Origin of the sequence: Candidatus Mycobacterium methanotrophicum, assembly GCF_023515995.1 — a bacterium.
GTDB lineage: Bacteria > Actinomycetota > Actinomycetes > Mycobacteriales > Mycobacteriaceae > Mycobacterium > Mycobacterium methanotrophicum.
This window is the reverse complement of sequence record NZ_CP097320.1, coordinates 3,611,303-3,628,019: the sequence shown is the minus strand read 5'-3', so window position 1 is coordinate 3,628,019 and position 16,717 is coordinate 3,611,303. Positions and strand designations below refer to the sequence as shown.

General features: G+C 66.4%; 17 protein-coding genes and 2 pseudogenes. 13 read left to right on the top strand and 6 right to left on the bottom strand.

The genetic code is table 11. From position 1 onward, the window contains the following. Positions 1–30 precede the first annotated feature (30 nt). The gene (locus M5I08_RS18855; protein ID WP_219065477.1) at positions 31–252 is read left to right on the top strand and encodes a hypothetical protein; all 222 of its coding nucleotides are present in this window, start codon (positions 31–33) and stop codon (positions 250–252) included. 17 nt (positions 253–269) lie between these two features. On the opposite strand, the gene M5I08_RS18850 is transcribed toward M5I08_RS18855, so the two are convergent. Further along, positions 270–509, bottom strand: coding sequence for a hypothetical protein (locus M5I08_RS18850; RefSeq protein ID WP_249763460.1), 240 nt, complete (start codon positions 507–509; stop codon positions 270–272). Between M5I08_RS18850 and M5I08_RS18845 the strand changes: the two genes are divergently transcribed. Together M5I08_RS18845 and M5I08_RS18840 are read left to right on the top strand one after the other, a co-directional pair. Continuing rightward, on the top strand, positions 405–677 hold the full coding sequence (locus M5I08_RS18845; RefSeq protein WP_249763405.1) for a hypothetical protein: 273 nt from the start codon (positions 405–407) through the stop codon (positions 675–677). The two genes, M5I08_RS18850 and M5I08_RS18845, sit on opposite strands and share 105 nt — an antisense overlap. Next, complete coding sequence (locus tag M5I08_RS18840) at positions 586–966, top strand: transposase (protein ID WP_249762899.1); 381 nt, start codon at positions 586–588, stop codon at positions 964–966. The genes M5I08_RS18845 and M5I08_RS18840 overlap by 92 nt, the downstream gene beginning before the upstream one ends. Positions 967–1,033: 67 nt before the next feature. On the opposite strand, the gene mntR is transcribed toward M5I08_RS18840, so the two are convergent. Further along, positions 1,034–1,738: a manganese-binding transcriptional regulator MntR gene (gene mntR / locus M5I08_RS18835; RefSeq protein ID WP_219065474.1), complete on the bottom strand. Its 705-nt coding sequence runs from the start codon at positions 1,736–1,738 to the stop codon at positions 1,034–1,036. A gap of 134 nt (positions 1,739–1,872) precedes the next feature. Between mntR and M5I08_RS18830 the strand changes: the two genes are divergently transcribed. The 5 genes from M5I08_RS18830 to M5I08_RS18810 all read left to right on the top strand — a co-directional run bounded on the left by M5I08_RS18830 (position 1,873) and on the right by M5I08_RS18810 (position 8,329). Then, positions 1,873–2,859 carry a bifunctional riboflavin kinase/FAD synthetase gene (locus tag M5I08_RS18830; RefSeq protein ID WP_219065473.1) on the top strand — a complete coding sequence of 329 codons (987 nt, stop codon included), beginning with the start codon at positions 1,873–1,875 and terminating at the stop codon, positions 2,857–2,859. A gap of 120 nt (positions 2,860–2,979) precedes the next feature. Further along, a complete protein-coding gene (rpsO, locus tag M5I08_RS18825; protein ID WP_219065472.1) occupies positions 2,980–3,249 on the top strand; it encodes a 30S ribosomal protein S15 in 270 nt (89 codons plus the stop codon). 410 nt (positions 3,250–3,659) lie between these two features. After that, positions 3,660–5,972 (top strand): polyribonucleotide nucleotidyltransferase, encoded by a 2,313-nt coding sequence (locus M5I08_RS18820; RefSeq protein ID WP_219065471.1) that lies wholly within the window; start codon positions 3,660–3,662, stop codon positions 5,970–5,972. Continuing rightward, on the top strand, positions 5,950–7,302 hold the full coding sequence (locus M5I08_RS18815) for a M16 family metallopeptidase (protein WP_219065470.1): 1,353 nt from the start codon (positions 5,950–5,952) through the stop codon (positions 7,300–7,302). Before M5I08_RS18820 ends, M5I08_RS18815 begins: the two co-directional genes overlap by 23 nt. Positions 7,303–7,306: 4 nt before the next feature. After that, positions 7,307–8,329, top strand: a complete 1,023-nt coding sequence (locus tag M5I08_RS18810; protein WP_219065469.1) for a nitronate monooxygenase — start codon at positions 7,307–7,309, stop codon at positions 8,327–8,329. Here M5I08_RS18810 and M5I08_RS18805 read toward each other — a convergent pair. Continuing rightward, positions 8,326–9,765, bottom strand: coding sequence for an amidase (locus M5I08_RS18805; RefSeq protein WP_219065468.1), 1,440 nt, complete (start codon positions 9,763–9,765; stop codon positions 8,326–8,328). The two genes, M5I08_RS18810 and M5I08_RS18805, sit on opposite strands and share 4 nt — an antisense overlap. Before the next feature lie 28 nt (positions 9,766–9,793). After that, positions 9,794–10,912: an alanine dehydrogenase gene (gene ald, locus M5I08_RS18800; protein ID WP_219065467.1), complete on the bottom strand. Its 1,119-nt coding sequence runs from the start codon at positions 10,910–10,912 to the stop codon at positions 9,794–9,796. Positions 10,913–10,979: 67 nt separating this feature from the next. On the opposite strand from ald, the gene aldR reads away from it, so the two are divergent. The 4 genes and pseudogenes from aldR to M5I08_RS18780 all read left to right on the top strand — a co-directional run bounded on the left by aldR (position 10,980) and on the right by M5I08_RS18780 (position 14,571). Beyond that, positions 10,980–11,495 (top strand): HTH-type transcriptional regulator AldR, encoded by a 516-nt coding sequence (aldR, locus tag M5I08_RS18795; protein WP_219065466.1) that lies wholly within the window; start codon positions 10,980–10,982, stop codon positions 11,493–11,495. A gap of 142 nt (positions 11,496–11,637) precedes the next feature. Next, a pseudogene (locus M5I08_RS18790) lies at positions 11,638–12,127 on the top strand (metal-dependent hydrolase); the annotation flags it as partial. A gap of 41 nt (positions 12,128–12,168) precedes the next feature. After that, complete coding sequence (locus M5I08_RS18785; protein WP_219065465.1) at positions 12,169–13,932, top strand: SDR family oxidoreductase; 1,764 nt, start codon at positions 12,169–12,171, stop codon at positions 13,930–13,932. Positions 13,933–13,939: 7 nt separating this feature from the next. Further along, a pseudogene (locus M5I08_RS18780) lies at positions 13,940–14,571 on the top strand (flavin reductase family protein). A 565-nt stretch (positions 14,572–15,136) separates the two neighbouring features. Here the strand turns inward: M5I08_RS18780 and M5I08_RS18770 are convergent. Both M5I08_RS18770 and M5I08_RS18765 read right to left on the bottom strand, forming a co-directional pair. After that, entirely contained in the window at positions 15,137–15,523 is a 387-nt protein-coding gene (locus M5I08_RS18770; protein WP_249762898.1) for a type II toxin-antitoxin system VapC family toxin, read from the bottom strand. A 31-nt stretch (positions 15,524–15,554) separates the two neighbouring features. Continuing rightward, positions 15,555–15,785: a FitA-like ribbon-helix-helix domain-containing protein gene (locus M5I08_RS18765; protein WP_219065463.1), complete on the bottom strand. Its 231-nt coding sequence runs from the start codon at positions 15,783–15,785 to the stop codon at positions 15,555–15,557. Positions 15,786–16,277: 492 nt separating this feature from the next. Here M5I08_RS18765 and M5I08_RS18760 point away from each other — a divergent pair, with 492 nt between their 5' ends. Next, complete coding sequence (locus M5I08_RS18760; protein ID WP_219065462.1) at positions 16,278–16,505, top strand: transposase; 228 nt, start codon at positions 16,278–16,280, stop codon at positions 16,503–16,505. The last annotated feature ends 212 nt before the right edge of the window (positions 16,506–16,717 follow it).

Below are 16,717 nucleotides of genomic sequence, written 5' to 3'. Positions count from 1 at the left end.
TGGTGCGCCGGTCGACGAGGTCCGCGCACCTTGGGCGACGGTGCTGCCGCGATCGCCCAGTTGCCGCCGGAGCACCCCGCGCAAAAGCAGCTCCGCAACATCGTCTACACCGCGATGGACGCACTGCGGGGAATCCTTGTTGCCAGCCTTGTCGACCGAGATTCTGAGCGTGCGCGGCGGCGATGGGAGCGCGCGTGTGTGCATTTGCGCGAGATCGCTGGCGTCGCTCTGCCGGCAACGTCGTCGCGCTGAGCCGGGCTGGCGGGCGCTCAGAGACTTAACGGATGGAGGCCGGTAGACAGGAAATCGACGCCGTTGGTGAGAAGGTCGCCGCCCAAGAGCACGTGTCGCAACCAACGGTGGGTAAGTGGCGGGCCCGGTTCGTCGAAGCGCGCTGCGATGGATTGGTCGACGAACCGCGCCCGGGCCGGCCAGCCACGATCGCCGCCGAGCAGGTCGAAGAGGTGGTCGTGGCCACCCTGGAGTCCACCCCGGACAATGCCACGCACTGGTCACGCGCATCGATGGCCAAGCGGTCGGGCTTGAGCAAGTCGCATCTCCTCGCTGCACCGCCGCCACCGCGCGGTGGAATTCGAGAAGTTCATGGCAAAGATCGACACCGAGGTCCCCGCCGACTTGGACGTGCACCTGGTCTGCGACAACTACGGCGCCCCTAAAGCGCCCACCGTCACGGCCTGGCTGGACAAGCGCCCCCGCTTCCACATGCACTACACGCCAACCTATTCCAGCTGGACCAACCAAGTTGAGCGGTGGTTCGCCGAACTCACCCGCCAACTGATCGAACGTGGCGACCACCGCAACGTGCAGACCCTGGAAAAAGACATCCGCGCCTGGGTGGCCAACTGGAATGACAACCCAAAACCATTCGTGCGGACCAAAACCGCTGAACAGATCCTCCAGTCCATCCAACGACTCATGAAACGAATTATAGGCGCAGGACACTAGCACACGTCGAAGAAGCCACCCGGGATGCCCATCACGCTCGCGCGATCGCGGGCGGAAACAGCTAGGGCTACTGCGCTACCATCCAAATCGCTTGTGCGGCGGGGCTTCCGAGATCGACCGTGGTGGGTGCGCAGTCAGCCGATTCGACCGCAATCGAGATCATCCCGGCGAATTCGCGCCGGGTCAGCACCCGCAGCCGCGAGTCGAGGCTGATCCCGACGCTGTCGAAGTAGCGCAGCATCTCGGGGTCTTTGTCGGATATCCGCGCCACGGTGCCGGTGTCGCCGTCGGCGCATGACCATAGCTGGCGGGCCGGTGGCGTGGGCACTTGCCCGTCGGAGCCCGGGATCGGGTCACCGTGTGGATCGCGCTGCGGGAAACCCAGCTTGGCGTCGATGCGTGCCACCAGCCGGTCGGACACCGCGTGCTCGAGCACCTCGGCCTCGTCGTGCACTTCGTCCCAGCTGTAACCGAGCTCTTCGACCAGGAAGGCTTCCAGCAGTCGGTGGCGGCGCACCATCGCCAGCGCCGCCCGACGCCCCGACTCGGTCAGCGTCACCGCACCGTACTTCTCGTGGTCGACCAGGCCCTGCTCGGCGAGTTTGCGGATGGATTCCGACGCGGTGCTGGCCGACACCCCGATCTTCTCGGCCAGCATTTTGGTGCTGACCTTCTTCCGAGACCACTCCTGGGCGTTCCAGACGACTTTCAGGTAGTCCTGGGCAACCGCGGTGAGCTCGCGGGGCTCTTCGCCGCGAGAGTCAGGGCACACAACGGAAGTTTAAGCAATCCTCACTTGATCGGGGGCTCGTGCGACGACGACACGGGCCGCCCGCGGCCCGTTGAGGAGTCGCACAACGGGCTCTCGGACAATCAGCCGCTAGCTTGCGCCGTAGGCTAGCGGTTGTGCAACGGTGGCGTGGTCAGGACGAGATACCCACGGACTGGGGCAGATGCGTGCTCACGATCGGAGTATTCGACGGTCTGCACCGCGGGCACGCCGAGCTGATCGCACACGCGGTGAAATCGGGTCGGGCCCGCGATGTGCCGACCGTGCTGATGACGTTCGACCCGCACCCGATGGAAGTGGTCTTCCCGGGCAGTCACCCGGCTCAGCTGACGACGCTGACCCGACGTGCCGAGCTGGCCGAGGAGTTCGGCATCGATGTGTTTCTGGTGATGCCGTTCACCACGAACTTCATGAAGCTCACCCCGGAGCGCTACGTACACGAATTGCTGGTCGAAGACCTGCACGTGGTGGAAGTCGTGGTGGGTGAGAACTTCACCTTCGGCAAGAAGGCCGCCGGCACCGTCGACACCCTGCGTCGCGCCGGCGAGCGATTCGGGTTCGCAGTGGAATCGATGTCGCTGGTTTCCGAGCATGTGCGCAAGCACCCTGACACCGAAACCGTGACGTTCTCGTCGACGTACATCCGGTCCTGTGTCGACGCCGGCGACGTGGTTGCCGCCGCCGAAGCGCTGGGGCGTCCGCACCGCGTCGAAGGTGTGGTGGTGCGCGGCGACGGACGCGGCACCGAGCTGGGTTTCCCCACCGCCAACGTGGCCCCGCCGATGTACTCGGCCATTCCGGCCGACGGTGTCTATGCCGCCTGGTTCACCGTGGTCGGCCACGGGCCGGTGACCGGCGCGGTGGTGCCGGGCGAGCGCTACCAGGCCGCGGTTTCGGTGGGCACCAATCCGACGTTCTCCGGGCGCACCCGTACCGTGGAGGCGTTTGTGCTCGACACCAGCGCTGACTTGTACGGACAGCATGTGGCGCTGGACGTTGTCGCCCGGATCCGCGGGCAGGAAAAGTTCGGATCAGTGGCGGAACTGGTGGCCGCGATGGGCAGGGACACCGACCGGGCCCGCGCCCTGCTCTCCACCCGCTGACTTCTGCGTTTCGGGCCCGCGGGTTCGCCGCTGTTAGACTCCCTGACGAAATGGCGCGTGCTGCAGTTCGCGGCGGCCGCAGCCTGGATTTGATCGCGGACCGATTGATGGAGATATTTCGTGGCGCTGACAGCCGAGCAAAAAAAGGAAATCCTGGGCTCTTACGGCCTGCATGGGACCGACACGGGATCGCCCGAGGCGCAGGTCGCCCTGCTGACCAGGCGGATCGCCGACCTGACCGAGCACCTCAAGGTGCATAAGCACGACCACCACTCACGCCGCGGTCTGCTGCTGCTGGTGGGGCGCCGGCGCCGGCTGCTCAAGTACGTCGCACAGATCGACGTGGAGCGCTACCGCTCACTGATTGAACGGCTGGGCCTGCGCCGCTGACCTCGGTTGCCCGTCGGCGCACCGCGGTGTTTCACCGAAACTTAAACGGTTGCCAATCCCGTCGGCGCGTCTTCGCGACTCGTTAAGTGTCGCGGTCCCGTCGCGGCGACCGGCTGGCCCCTGGGCGGGTAGGAATCGCCAGGTCGACGTGTAGAGTGAGGAGGTTCTGGGCCGTACCGGCCCGAGCAGGTGCGGCGTGCGCGATCCGCGTGCTCCGTTCCAGCGAGTCACAAACCCATATCGAGACCTGCGTCGCGCGGTCTTCGGTAGTGGCTGCCGGGCTCCCGAATCGGGACCGGTCGGCAGCTTCGATCGATGGCCGTCGCTGCATCCAGGGTCACCGAACCCGCGCGGTTTAGCGTGACCACGCGAAATAGTTGAACAAATCCAGAGAGGCCATACGGACACCCATGTCTGTAGCTGAAATTGACGAAGGCGTGTTCGAAGCGACCGCCGTTATCGACAACGGGAGCTTCGGCACCCGCACCATCCGATTTGAGACCGGCCGGTTGGCCCAGCAAGCCGCCGGCGCCGTCGCCGCCTACCTCGACGACGAGACCATGCTGCTGTCGGCGACCACCGCCGGCAAGACCCCCAAAGAGCAATTCGACTTCTTTCCGCTGACCGTCGACGTCGAGGAGCGGATGTATGCCGCCGGCCGCATCCCCGGCTCGTTCTTCCGTCGCGAAGGCCGGCCCTCGACCGACGCGATCCTGACCTGCCGGCTCATCGACCGCCCGCTGCGCCCGTCGTTCGTCGACGGGTTGCGCAACGAGATCCAGGTCGTGGTGACGATCCTGAGCCTGGACCCCAACGAGCTCTACGACGTCGTGGCCATCAACGCCGCGTCGGCGTCCACCCAGCTGGCGGGCCTGCCGTTCTCCGGCCCGGTCGGCGGCGTGCGAGTGGCGCTGATCGACGGCACCTGGGTCGCGTTCCCCACCGTCGAGCAGACCGAGCGCGCGGTCTTCGACATGGTGGTCGCCGGGCGGGTGGTCTCAGGCACCGGTGACAACGCCGACGTGGCCATCATGATGGTCGAAGCCGAGGCTACCGAGAACGTCATCGAGCTGGTCGCAGGCGGCGCCCAGGCGCCCACCGAAAGCGTTGTGGCACAAGGCCTGGAGGCCGCCAAGCCGTTCATCGCGGCGCTGTGTAGCGCCCAGCAGGAGCTGGCCGACGCTGCGGCGAAACCGACCGCCGAATACCCCGTGTTCCCCGACTACGGCGACGACGTGTACTCCTCGGTGTCCTCGGTGGCCACCGAGGAGCTGTCCGCCGCGCTGACCATCTCCGGCAAGAACGAGCGCAATGCCCGCACTGACGAAATCAAGGTTCAGGTGCTCCAGCGGCTGGCCGACACCTACGCCGGCCGGGAGAAAGAAGTCGGGGCGGCGTTTCGTGCACTGACCAAAAAGCTGGTGCGCCAACGCATCCTGAGCGATCACTTCCGCATCGACGGCCGCGGCGTCACCGACATCCGCGCGCTGTCAGCAGAAGTCGCGGTGGTGCCACGGGCGCACGGCAGCGCGCTGTTCGAGCGCGGCGAAACCCAGATCCTGGGCGTCACCACCCTCGACATGGTCAAGATGGCTCAGCAGATCGACTCGCTGGGCCCGGAGACCTCCAAGCGCTACATGCACCACTACAACTTCCCACCGTTCTCCACCGGCGAGACCGGACGCGTGGGCTCACCCAAGCGGCGCGAGATCGGCCACGGCGCGCTGGCCGAACGCGCGCTGATCCCGGTGCTGCCCAGCGTCGAGGAGTTCCCCTACGCCATCCGTCAGGTCTCCGAAGCGTTGAGCTCCAACGGTTCCACGTCGATGGGCTCGGTATGCGCGTCGACGCTGGCGTTACTCAACGCCGGGGTGCCGCTGAAGGCACCGGTCGCCGGCATCGCGATGGGCCTGGTCTCCGATGACATAGAGGTTGAAGAGACCGAGGGCGGGGGCACCGAGCGCCGCTTTGTCACCCTGACCGACATCTTGGGCGCCGAGGACGCGTTCGGGGACATGGACTTCAAGTGCGCCGGTACCAAGAACTTCGTCACCGCGCTGCAGCTGGACACCAAACTCGACGGGATTCCGTCGCAGGTGCTCGCGGGCGCGCTCGAGCAGGCCAAAGACGCCCGGCTGACCATCTTGGAGGTGATGGCCGAGGCCATCGACGAACCCGACGAGATGAGCCCCTATGCGCCCCGGGTCACCACGATCAAGGTGCCCGTGGACAAGATCGGCGAGGTGATCGGCCCTAAGGGCAAGATCATCAACGCGATCACCGAGGAAACCGGCGCGCAGATCTCCATCGAGGACGACGGCACGGTGTTCGTCGGCGCCGTCGACGGACCTTCGGCGCAGGCCGCGATCGACCGGATCAACGCGATTGCCAACCCGCAGCTGCCCAAGACCGGCGAGCGATTCCTCGGAACGGTGGTCAAGACCACCGACTTCGGTGCGTTCGTGTCGCTGCTGCCCGGCCGCGACGGGTTGGTGCATATCTCCAAACTCGGCAAGGGCAAACGCGTCGCCAGGGTCGAGGACGTCGTCACCGTCGGCGACAAGTTGCGCGTGGAAATCGCCGACATCGACAAGCGCGGCAAGATCTCGCTGGTGCTCGTGGAGGAAGGAGCCGCAGAATCCGGCAACGGCGACGCAGCAAGCCCCGCCCCGGAGCCCGCATCGTCGCCTTCGGAAGCCGATGCCGCGACGACCCGCAGTTAGCCCGGGCGCGCAGCCGCTGCGCCGTAGCCGCCACAGCGCCCAGCCGTCTTCCGCGTTGCGTCGCACCACCCTGCCCGGGGGCTTGCGAGTCGTCACCGAATACCTGCCCGGGGTGCACTCCGCGTCGGTCGGGGTCTGGGTGGGCGTCGGATCGCGCGACGAGGGTGCGACCGTGGCCGGCGCGGCGCACTTCCTCGAGCATCTGCTGTTCAAATCCACCCCGACGCGCACAGCTGTCGACATCGCGCAGGCGGTGGATGCGGTTGGCGGTGAGCTGAACGCGTTCACCGCCAAGGAACACACCTGCTATTACGCGCATCTGCTCGACAGCGATTTGGAGCTGGGCGTCGACCTGGTCGCCGACGTGGTACTCAACGGACGATGCGCCGCCGACGATGTTGAGCTCGAGCGCGACGTGGTGCTCGAAGAGATCGCCATGCGCGACGACGACCCTGAGGACGCGCTGGGCGACATGTTCTTGGCGGCGCTCTTCGGTGACCACCCGGTGGGCCGTCCGGTCATCGGCAGCGCGGCGTCGGTCTCGGCGATGACGCGCGCACAGCTGCACTCATTTCACATGCGGCGCTACACACCCGAACGGATGGTTGTCGCGGTGGCCGGCAATGTGGATCACGATGACGTGGCGGCCATGGTCCGCGAACACTTCGGGCCGCGGTTGGTCAGCGGCCGGTGGCCGGTGCCGCCGCGCAAGGGCACCGGCCGGATCGCCGGTCGCCCGCAATTGACGCTGGCCAACCGCAGTGCCGAACAGACCCACGTCTGTCTGGGAGTACGCACGCCTGGCCGGCATTGGAAGCATCGCTGGGCGCTCTCTGTGCTCAGCACCGCGCTCGGCGGCGGCTTGAGTTCGCGGCTGTTCCAACAGGTTCGGGAATCTCGCGGGCTGGCCTACACGGTCTACTCGTCGGTGGACATGTTCTCCGACAGCGGTGCGCTGTCGGTCTACGCCGCATGTCTGCCCGAGCGTTTCGCCGAAGTCGCGCGGGTCACTACCGAGGTGCTCGAGACCGTGGCACGCGATGGCATTACCGAGGCGGAATGCCGGATCGCCAAAGGTTCACTGCGTGGCGGGCTGGTGCTCGGCCTGGAGGACTCGAATTCCCGGATGAACCGCATCGGCCGCAGCGAACTCAACTACGGTGAGCACCGAACGATCGACCACACACTGCAAGAGCTCGACGAGGTCACCGTGGATGAGGTTAATGCGACGGCCCGCCGGTTGCTGGCCAATCCGTACGGAGTGGCCGTTCTCGGCCCCTATCAGTCGAAAAGGTCGCTGCCGGGGCAGCTTCGGTCGATAGCAGGCTAGCGCGATGGTACTGGGGTTCTGGGATCTCGACGTGCCAATCGTGGGAGCGCCGATGGCGGGTGGCCCAGGTACCCCGGCGCTGGCGGCGGCGGTGTCTAATGCCGGCGGCCTGGGTTTTTTGGCCAGCGGTTATGTGAGTGCGGACCGTTTCGCCGACGACATCGCCGCCGCGCGCGCCGCGACCACCGGCCCGCTGGGCGTCAATCTGTTTGTGCCGCAACCCAGCGTCGCCGACGTGCACGCGCTGGACCACTACGCGGAGGCGCTCGATGAGCTGGCCGAGCACTACGCCGTCGAGGTAGGTTACCCCCGGTTCGGTGACGACGACGGCTGGGAACAAAAGCTCGAAGTGGTGGCCGACTTACGGCCCGAGATGGTGTCGTTCACCTTCGGCGCGCCGCCACCAGGCGTCATGCGGTGGTTCGGCGCCCTGGGAATTCTGCTGTTCAACACCGTGACGTCGACCTACGAGGCCGGGGTGGCGCTCGCCGCCGGTGCAGACGGTCTGATCGTGCAGGGGCCCAACGCCGGCGGTCACCGCGGCACCTTCGCGCCGGACATGGACCCCGGTAAAGAATCGTTGCACGAGTTGCTTGCCCGCATCCGCAGCGCGCATGATGTCCCGTTGGTCGCAGCCGGCGGGCTCGGCACCCCCGAGGACGTCGCCGCCGTGATGAACAGGGGGGCGGTCGCCGCGCAGATCGGCACCGCGCTGCTGCTGTCCGACGAAGCCGGCACCAACGCCGCGCACCGCGCCGCGCTGCGGCATCCGGAGTTCGTCAACACCATTGTCACTCGGGTATTTTCGGGACGGTATGCGCGCGGCTTGGAGAACGAGTTCACCCGGTTGTTCGACGACGTGGCGCCGCTGGGCTATCCCGAGGTCAACCACATGACCTCACCGATCCGCAAGGCCTCGGCCGTCGTGGAGGACCCGCACGGCACCAACCTGTGGGCGGGAACGGCTTACCGGGCCGCGCGTGTCGGGCCGGCGAAGGACATCGTCAAGACGCTCGGCGACGTCTAAGACAGCTGGGGCTTGCGCTGCGCCCAGGGCTTAGCGGCTTCCAGTTGACTCGCCACTTGGAGTAGGACGTCTTCGCGTCCGTACGCGGCCACCAACTGCACGCCGACCGGCAGGCGGGAGTCGGTCCACTCAACCGGCACGTTGATCGCGGGCTGGCCACTCATGTTGTACGGCGGGGTGAACGGAATGAACTGCCCCGAACGTTCCAGAGCATCCATCGGGTGATCGGGGTGGTTGGCGATGGTGCCGAGCGGCAGCGGTAGCTCGGCCACCGTCGGCGTGAGCAAAAGATCCCAGCCGTCGGCCCACCAGGCCTGCAGCGCCCGGCGGAATTGGGTGGTGGCCGATAGCGCAAGCGCATAGTCGACGGCGCCCAGGTGTTCGCCGTACTTGGCCTGGATGCGGTTCATCGGTTCGAACTCGTCGTCAGTGAGGGGGCGTCCGAGCTGTGCTTCGAACCGCCGCAGGCTCACGCCGATGTTCGTGCTCCACATGGCGCCGAAGCGGGAGATGAACGACGTATCCTCGAGCGCGGCGGGCCACGCGTGATCGACTGTGTGGCCGAAGGATTCGAGCAACGTGCCGACTGAGCGGGCGGCCGCGGCGCATTCGGGTGCGACGGCGCCGCCTTGCGGATGGTGGTCGAGCAGGCCGATCCGCAACCGGCCCGGGTCGGCGCCAACCTCGTCGACGTACGGGCGGGAAGCAGCGGGCGCGATCACCGTGTCGCCGACAGCGGGTCCCCGAACCGCGTCGAGCAGCGCCGCTGTGTCGCGCACGCTACGGCTCACGCAAAGCTCGACCGACAGCGCGGTTTCGTCGCGGATCGGGCCGAGCGAGATCCTGCCCTGGCTCGGCTTCAGGCCGACCAGCCCGCAACACGAGGCGGGAATCCGGATCGAGCCGCCGCCGTCGCTGGCGTGCGCGAACGGGACCATCCCGCTGGCGACGGCGGCGGCTGCGCCACCGCTTGAGCCGCCAGGCGAACGACTCATGTCCCAGGGGTTGTGCGTCGGGCCCCAGGCGAGCGGTTCGGTCGTTGGCACGCTGCCGAGTTCGGGGCTGTTGGTCCGGCCGGCGATCACCAAACCGGCACGGCGGCAGCGGCTGACCAACGTGGTGTCGGCGTCCGAGATCACCTTCGCGTTCTTGAACGCGAGGTTGCCGTTGCTGATGCGCTGACCGGCATAGCCGGCGAACAGGTCTTTGATCAGGAACGGCACGCCACGAAACGGCCCGTCGGGCAACTGCGCTCGGGCAGTGTCGCGGGCATGATCGAACCAGCGGATGACCACGGCGTTGACGAGGGGGTCGACGCGCTCGATGCGCTCGATGGCCGCGTCGAGCAACTCGAGCGGTGTCACCTCGCCTTTTCGCACCAAGGCGGCCTGGTCGACCGCGTCCATCCAGCGGGTGTCGTCGGCGAGTGAACTCACGTCGTCTGTCTAGCACGCAACCTGCGGGTCAGGCCAGCAGCACGTCCGCGGGGTCGGTGAACGCCAGGTCGAGGTCGGCGGCCACGCGCTGGGATAGCAGCGTTCCGTCGTGCGTCGAAAGCCCTTTGGCGAGTGCGGGATTGGATCGGCAGGCCGCTTGCCAGCCGTGGTCGGCGAGCTCGATGACGTAGGGCATGGTGGCGTTGGTCAACGCGAACGTCGATGTTTTCGGCACCGAAGCCGGCATGTTGGCCACGCAGTAGAACAGCGTCTCGTAGACGGCGAACGTCGGGTCGTCGTAGGTGGTCGGATGTGAGTCCTCGAAGCAGCCGCCCTGGTCGATGGCGATGTCGACCAGCACCGCGCCCGGCTTCATCTGCCCGACAAGCGAATTGGACACCAACGTGGGCGCCTTGGCGCCGGGCACCAGCACGGCGCCGATGACCAGGTCGGCACGCTTGACGGCCTGCTCGAGCTCCAGGGCGGTCGAGTAGCGGGTCTGCACCCGTGCGCCGAACACGGTGTCGAGTCCTTGCAGTTTGTCGATGTTGACGTCGAGCACCGTGACCGCAGCGCCCATCCCGCCGGCGACCCGGGCGGCGTTGTAGCCGGCGGTGCCGCCGCCGATCACGACGACGTTTGCCGGCTCGACACCGGGCACACCACCCATCAGCACGCCGCGGCCGCCCTGGGTGCGCATCAGGTGATACGCACCGACTTGGGCCGACAACCGCCCGGCGATCTGACTCATCGGGGCCAGCAGCGGCAACGTGCCGTCGGCGGTCTGCACGGTCTCATAGGCGATAGATGTGATGCCCGACGACAAGAGCGCTTCGGTGCAGGCGCGGGAGGCGGCCAAGTGCAGGAAGGTGAACAGGGTCTGCCCGCGTCGCATCCGGGCGTACTCGATCGCCGTCGGCTCCTTGACCTTGAGCACCAGATCGGCGTCAGCCCAAACGTCGTCGGCGGTGGCGACCACTAGCGCGCCCGCGGCCTTGAAATCGCTGTCGGCGATTGCCGAGCCCTCTCCGGCGCCGGCCTGGATCAACACCTCCTGGCCGCGGCGGGTCAGCTCGGTGACGCCGGAAGGGGTGATGGCCACTCGGAACTCGTTGTTCTTGGTCTCGGTGGGGATTCCGACGCGCATCCCTCCATTATGAAGAAAATTCGAATGTCATTCAAAGATAGTGAAGACACTGTTCTAGAATTGGGCAGTGCCCGTACAAATCACGGAAACGCCTGCCGTTGACGAGCCTGTGCCGAAGGATCTTCGGCCTCCCATTCTGGACCGGGTGGACCGAAGAATTCTGAGCCTGCTGCACGCAGACGCCCGCATCACCAACAGCGCGCTGGCTGCCGAACTCGACATCGCCGCGTCGACCTGCCATGGTCGCGTTCGGCGGTTGCTGGACTTGGGCGTCATTCGCGGCTTTTACGCCGACATCGACCCCGTTGCGGTCGGATTGCCGCTGCAGGCGATGATCTCGGTCAGCCTGCAGTCCCACGCCCGCGGCAGGATCCGGGATTTCATTGCGCAGATCCGGTGCAAACCCCAGGTGATGGATGTGTATTTCCTGGCCGGCGCAGACGATTTCCTCTTGCATGTCACCGCCCGCGACACCGAGGATCTGCGCTCGTTCGTCGTCGAAAACCTCAACGCCGACGCCGACGTGGCGGGCACGCAGACGTCGCTGATCTTCGAGCATCTGCGCGGCGCAGCCCCTACCTAGCACCGGGGGATTCCCGATACCGGGGGTACCGGTTTATGCTGCGGTGCGAACGGGCTTTAGACATCAGGCTCGCTTTGTAAAGCAACCTGAAGGTAGGGATCACGATGTTCACGAATCAGCGACGACGCCTGTCAGGCCCCATCTGTCACGTCGTGGGGCGCCGGCCGACCGCGAACGACTGGTCCTCGAAGCGCGCGACGTCGACTTCGACTGGTCCAAGCTGCCGTCGCACTACGTGCCCGGTGAGCCGTTCACCACCCACGTCTTCAACGTCCTGCACCTGCTGCTGCCCGCGGGCGAAGAGTTCTTCGTCGACGTGTTCAAGAAGACCCTGCCGCTGATCGCTGATTGGCGAACGCCCCCGCTGGAGTCTGCGACGACGACACGGCTGGTTGCTCGAGCAGGTGGCGATCGTGGCGGCGATCGAGCATTACACCGCAATCCTGGGGGAGTGGATTTTGGACACTCCGCAGCATGACGCGATCGGCACCGACCCGGTGATGCTGGACATGCTGCGCTGGCACGGGGCCGGGGAAGTCGAGCACAAGGCGGTTGCCTTCGACGTGATGAAGCATCTGCGGGTCGGCTATTGGCGACAGGTGCGCGCCCAGCTGGCGGTCACGCCGATGATGCCGGCGACGATGCAGAGCGAAGCGATGAGGAGGAGCGGCGCATGAGCCGCACATGCGTGACCGCGTCCGACGGCGTAACGCTGGCCGTGCACGCCTACACCGAGATCGACCCGCAGCGGCCGACCGTGTTGGCGATTCACGGGTATCCGGACAACCACCACCTATGGGACGGCGTGGCTGAACACCTTGCCGAGCGGCTAGACGGCCGATACAACTTTGTGGCTTACGACGTGCGCGGCGCCGGCGAATCGGCATGCCCGCCGGACCGATCCGGTTACCGCTTTGCCCAACTGATCTCCGATGTCGGTGCGGTGATCGACAGTCTGGGCGTCGGCCCGGTGCACTTGCTGGCCCACGATTGGGGCTCGCTTCAGGGCTGGGCCGCAGTCACCGACGAGGCGGTGATGGTCAAGGTCGCATCGTTCACGTCGATCTCGGGCCCGCACCTGAATTATGCCGGCAAGTTCTTGCGGTCAGCGCGCACTGCGCGCGGTGTCTTTGACGTGCTGCGCCAGTTGATGGCGTCGGGATACATCTGGTTATTCTTGTGCCCCGGCCTGCCGGAGTTGATGATTCGGTCCGGCGTTGGCGTGAAAGTGATTGACGTCTTTGGGCGTATCGGCAACTCGAGCACGCGGAGCCGGGATGTCGCGCCAGTACGGTCAACCGGCGACTACATCAATGGCCTGAACCTGTACCGGGCCAACATGCCCGGGCCGTTTCTGGCCCCCGGCGCGCAGCTGCCCCAGACAGGAGTCCCGGTCCAGGCGTTGGTGCCGCGGATGGATCTGTTCGTCACGCCTGCGCTGCAGCGGTTCACCGGCTCAATACCGCCCCGCGGCAGGGTCGTTCCGATCGAAGGTGGTCATTGGGTGGTGACCTCACGTCCCGACGTCATCGCCAGGCTGACCAGTGAGTGGATCGACCGAGTCGTCAGCGGCGCGGCGCCGTCGGGCCCATCGGTGGTGGGCGCCGGCCGGCGCGACGTGCGGGGCAAGCTGGCCCTGGTCACCGGGGCGGGCGCCGGGATTGGCCGGGCCACCGCGATCGAGTTGGCCCGCAAAGGTGCCCGGACAGTGGTGATCGTCGACCGCGACCTCGCCGCGGCCAAAAAGACCGCCGCGGCGGTGGTGGACGCCGGCAGCGGCGCCCCGGTCTATCAGGTCGACGTCGGGGATGAAACGGCGATGAATACGCTTGGCGCACAAGTCAACGACGAGCACGGCGTGGTGGACATCCTGGTGAACAACGCCGGCATCGGGATCGCGGGCCGGTTCCTGGAGACGACGCCCGAGCATTGGGACAACATCTTGGCGGTGAATCTGCGCGGCGTGATCAGCGGAAGCCGCGCGTTCGGCACGCAGATGGTCGAGCGCGGCCAGGGCGGAACCATCATCAACGTGTCGTCGGCCGCGGCGTTCCTGCCGTCGAAGTCGATGATCGCCTATGGCACGACGAAGGCCGCGGTGCTGGCCTTTAGCGAAGCACTGCGCGCCGACCTGGCCGACGATGGCATCACCGTCACGGCGGTGTGTCCGGGGCTCGTCAACACGAATATCGCGAAAAGCACGGTCTACGCCGGGATGTCGGCCGACGAGCAGGAGCGTGCCCGCCGGAAGGCCGATGCCGCGTACCGGCGCCGCAACTACACACCGGAAGCCACCGCGAAAGCGATCGTCAAGGCTGTGAAGACGGGCCCAGCTGTGCTACCGATTGCGCCCGAATCCCGGGTCGGCTACGCGCTGCGCCGCATCAGTCCCTCGCTGGTCCGGCTGTTCGCGCGTTACGACTTGCGGCGGAGCTAAGCGCATTGTGACGCAATCGATCTGGGCCAGCAGGCCCGCCGACATCTACGGTCGCCGCAAGCGAGATCGTCTCTACACGGCGCTGTGGGTCTTGGCGCGGTGCTCGGCGGACTCGCCTGGTGGGCACATCGACGTCCAGCTGCCGTCGGGCCGTCGTCGCCAATACTCGCTGTGCGGTCCGCCCGGTCGGAGGAGCGACGACGACGAGCGTGGCCGTTCGCCACGGCCGACGAACTGCTCGTCGGCGCTTTGCCGACGACGCCGGTGTACGTGTGCGGGCCGACGCCGATGCTGGAGGCGGTGCGCATCGCCCGCTCGGCTTTTACTGAGCACGCCAATGCGCCGCTGCACTACGAGCGCTTCAGCCCTGCTCCCGTCGTCGACGGCGTCCCGTTCCAGCTGGAACTCGCCCGGTCGCGGCGGGTGCTCGAGGTGCCTGCCAACCGGTCGGCGCTCGACGTCATGCTCGACAACGATCCGAACGCGGCATATTCCTGCCAGCAGGGTTTTTGCGGCACCTGCAAGGTCAAGGTGCTCGGCGGGCGGGTCGACCGCCGCGGCCGCACCGCAGAGGACGACGGTGAGATGCTGGTCTGCGTATCCCGCGCGACCGACGATCGCGTGGTCATCGACGCGTGAACAAGCGCTGCGGATGGGTTTAATCGCCCCGGCATTGGGCGGCCGGGGCGGGCGTCGGTGTCGCGGGCTTTGGCACCCGTGCACGGTACGACCCTGCGGCGCCGGCCGATTCAGAACGGTTCTGGGTCGTCGTCGTCGTTGTTGGAGGGTGGGGCTGGTCCGAAGTAGCTGAGTTGTCTTGCCCGGCGGCTCATCCGGGCGTTGTGGTTTTGTCGGCGTTCGGCCGCGATGCGGTGGGCGCGGGTTTTGCGCGCGGGTGCGCCGGCGTTTGGGCATCATCGCGGTGCGATCACCGCAGTAGTCGACGGCGGGGTCGGTTTCGGCTGCGGGGATGCCGCCGGTGGAGCGGCACAGCCGGGAAACAGCAGGGCGCTGCCGGGTGTGGTGACGTAGGTCTGGCCCGACGGTGAGGTCAGGATCAGGGTGCCGTCGGGCAGTTGCTGCTCGCGCCAGCCCCAGAAAGTTCTTGACTAAATGATGAGTTCGGCAGGAGCACTGCTTGGATAGCCTGCTGCACTGGTCAACCTGCCAGCCCAACCACTGATGGTCACGATCTACGGCTGCGTTACTGGAGCAGGGTGATCGCGACCGGGATACCGAGCTGATCAGTGGCATTGGCCAAGCGTCTGTCGACGGTGATCACGGCGGCCGAGCGTTCGGCGGCGACAGCGACATACAGGCCGTCGTAGATCGAGATGTTGTGCCGCCAGGCCCAGGCGGCGCGCAGGAGCAGTGCATCAGGGAGCACGTATTCGATGGCGAGTGCGGTGGCGGTGTCGGCGGCGGCCTCGGCGTCCTCGAGCTCCAATTGCTCGCGCAATACGGCTTTGTGCAGGGTGCGCAGCACCTCGCCCGGCATGTGGGCCGGTGCGAGCCAGCCGTCGTCGCCGCTCAGGGCCGCGCGTGCCGCGTCGCCTTGGGCAGTGCCGCTCGTGAGCGCCACCACCAGCACGCCTGCGTCCACCACAATCACAGGCGAAAACTCACCCGCCGCGGTCGGCGCGGATGACGGCCGCCACTTCCTCGGCTGTCATGGTCAGGCTGCGATGACTAGCCAATGCCTCCAAGAGCTGCCGGTTGCGTTGAGCCTGGTACTCCCGTTCCAACAGCGATCGCAGATACGTTTGGGTGGACTGGCCGCGCGCCGCGGCGCGGGCTGCCAGCGCGTCGCGAACTTCTTCAGGGACATCTTTGATCTGAATCGCAACTGCCATAGCCACAAGCTATCACATGCGCATGCCATGCACATGTTCTGCGTGCTTAAAGTCAACAACGAACAACGATCACCGGACGCCTTTTGAGGTATTACCCATGCGAGTCAAAGTCAGGTCTATCAAACAACACCCCAGGCCCTAATCAACGGCTTTACCACCCATTTCGCTGATGCCGATGAGGCAAAACGACAGAGCAGTCTCAGCTTGCTCGCAAGCCTCGACTTTTCACCTAATTGACTGGCATCGGGTGTCGTTAACGTGAAAGGTGCGCTGCCACACGGGTAATCGGGTTGTCTGACGTTCCGGTATCCAGGATGGGGAGCGCACCTGACAGATGCACGGTACTACGGAGTGGCCGAAGAATCTTCGTGTCGAGGTCCGCGGCGACGATGTGGTCGGGCACGGCGGGTGCGTGGATGCCGCGGATGCCGGCGGATGCGACCGGGCTCACCGCGGGATTGTCGGCGGCGCTGCCGCGGCCGGGGGTGACCCATGATCGGGGCGCGGCGCTGCGCGATCGGCCTGCTGTGCTGGATCAGGCTGCTGCTGCTCGACGGGCCACCGGCCAAGGCCGAACCCGACACCCTGCGGCACCGGCTGCTGCACACCGCCGCCCGGCTGATCAACCACTCCCGCCACCTGTTCCTCCGCATCCCCGAAACCTGGCCCTGGGCGCACGAATTCGCCGACGCGTTCAACCGCGTCCTGGCGATCCCCTGACGAAAAGGCCGTTGCCGCTACGACCCCCAGAAGGAGCAACCGGCACCGAGAACCAAATCTGCTCCGTTAACGGTGGAAGTATCTGCCAAAAACTTTCCAAAGCTCGGCCGGTTTGCACGGCCTTCGTCGTCTCGATTCGTTTCAAAAGCGTAACCACGGTGTTAACCTCCACCCGTGCCACGGACGCTGGTCTCACTGGCCCGCCGGTCGAT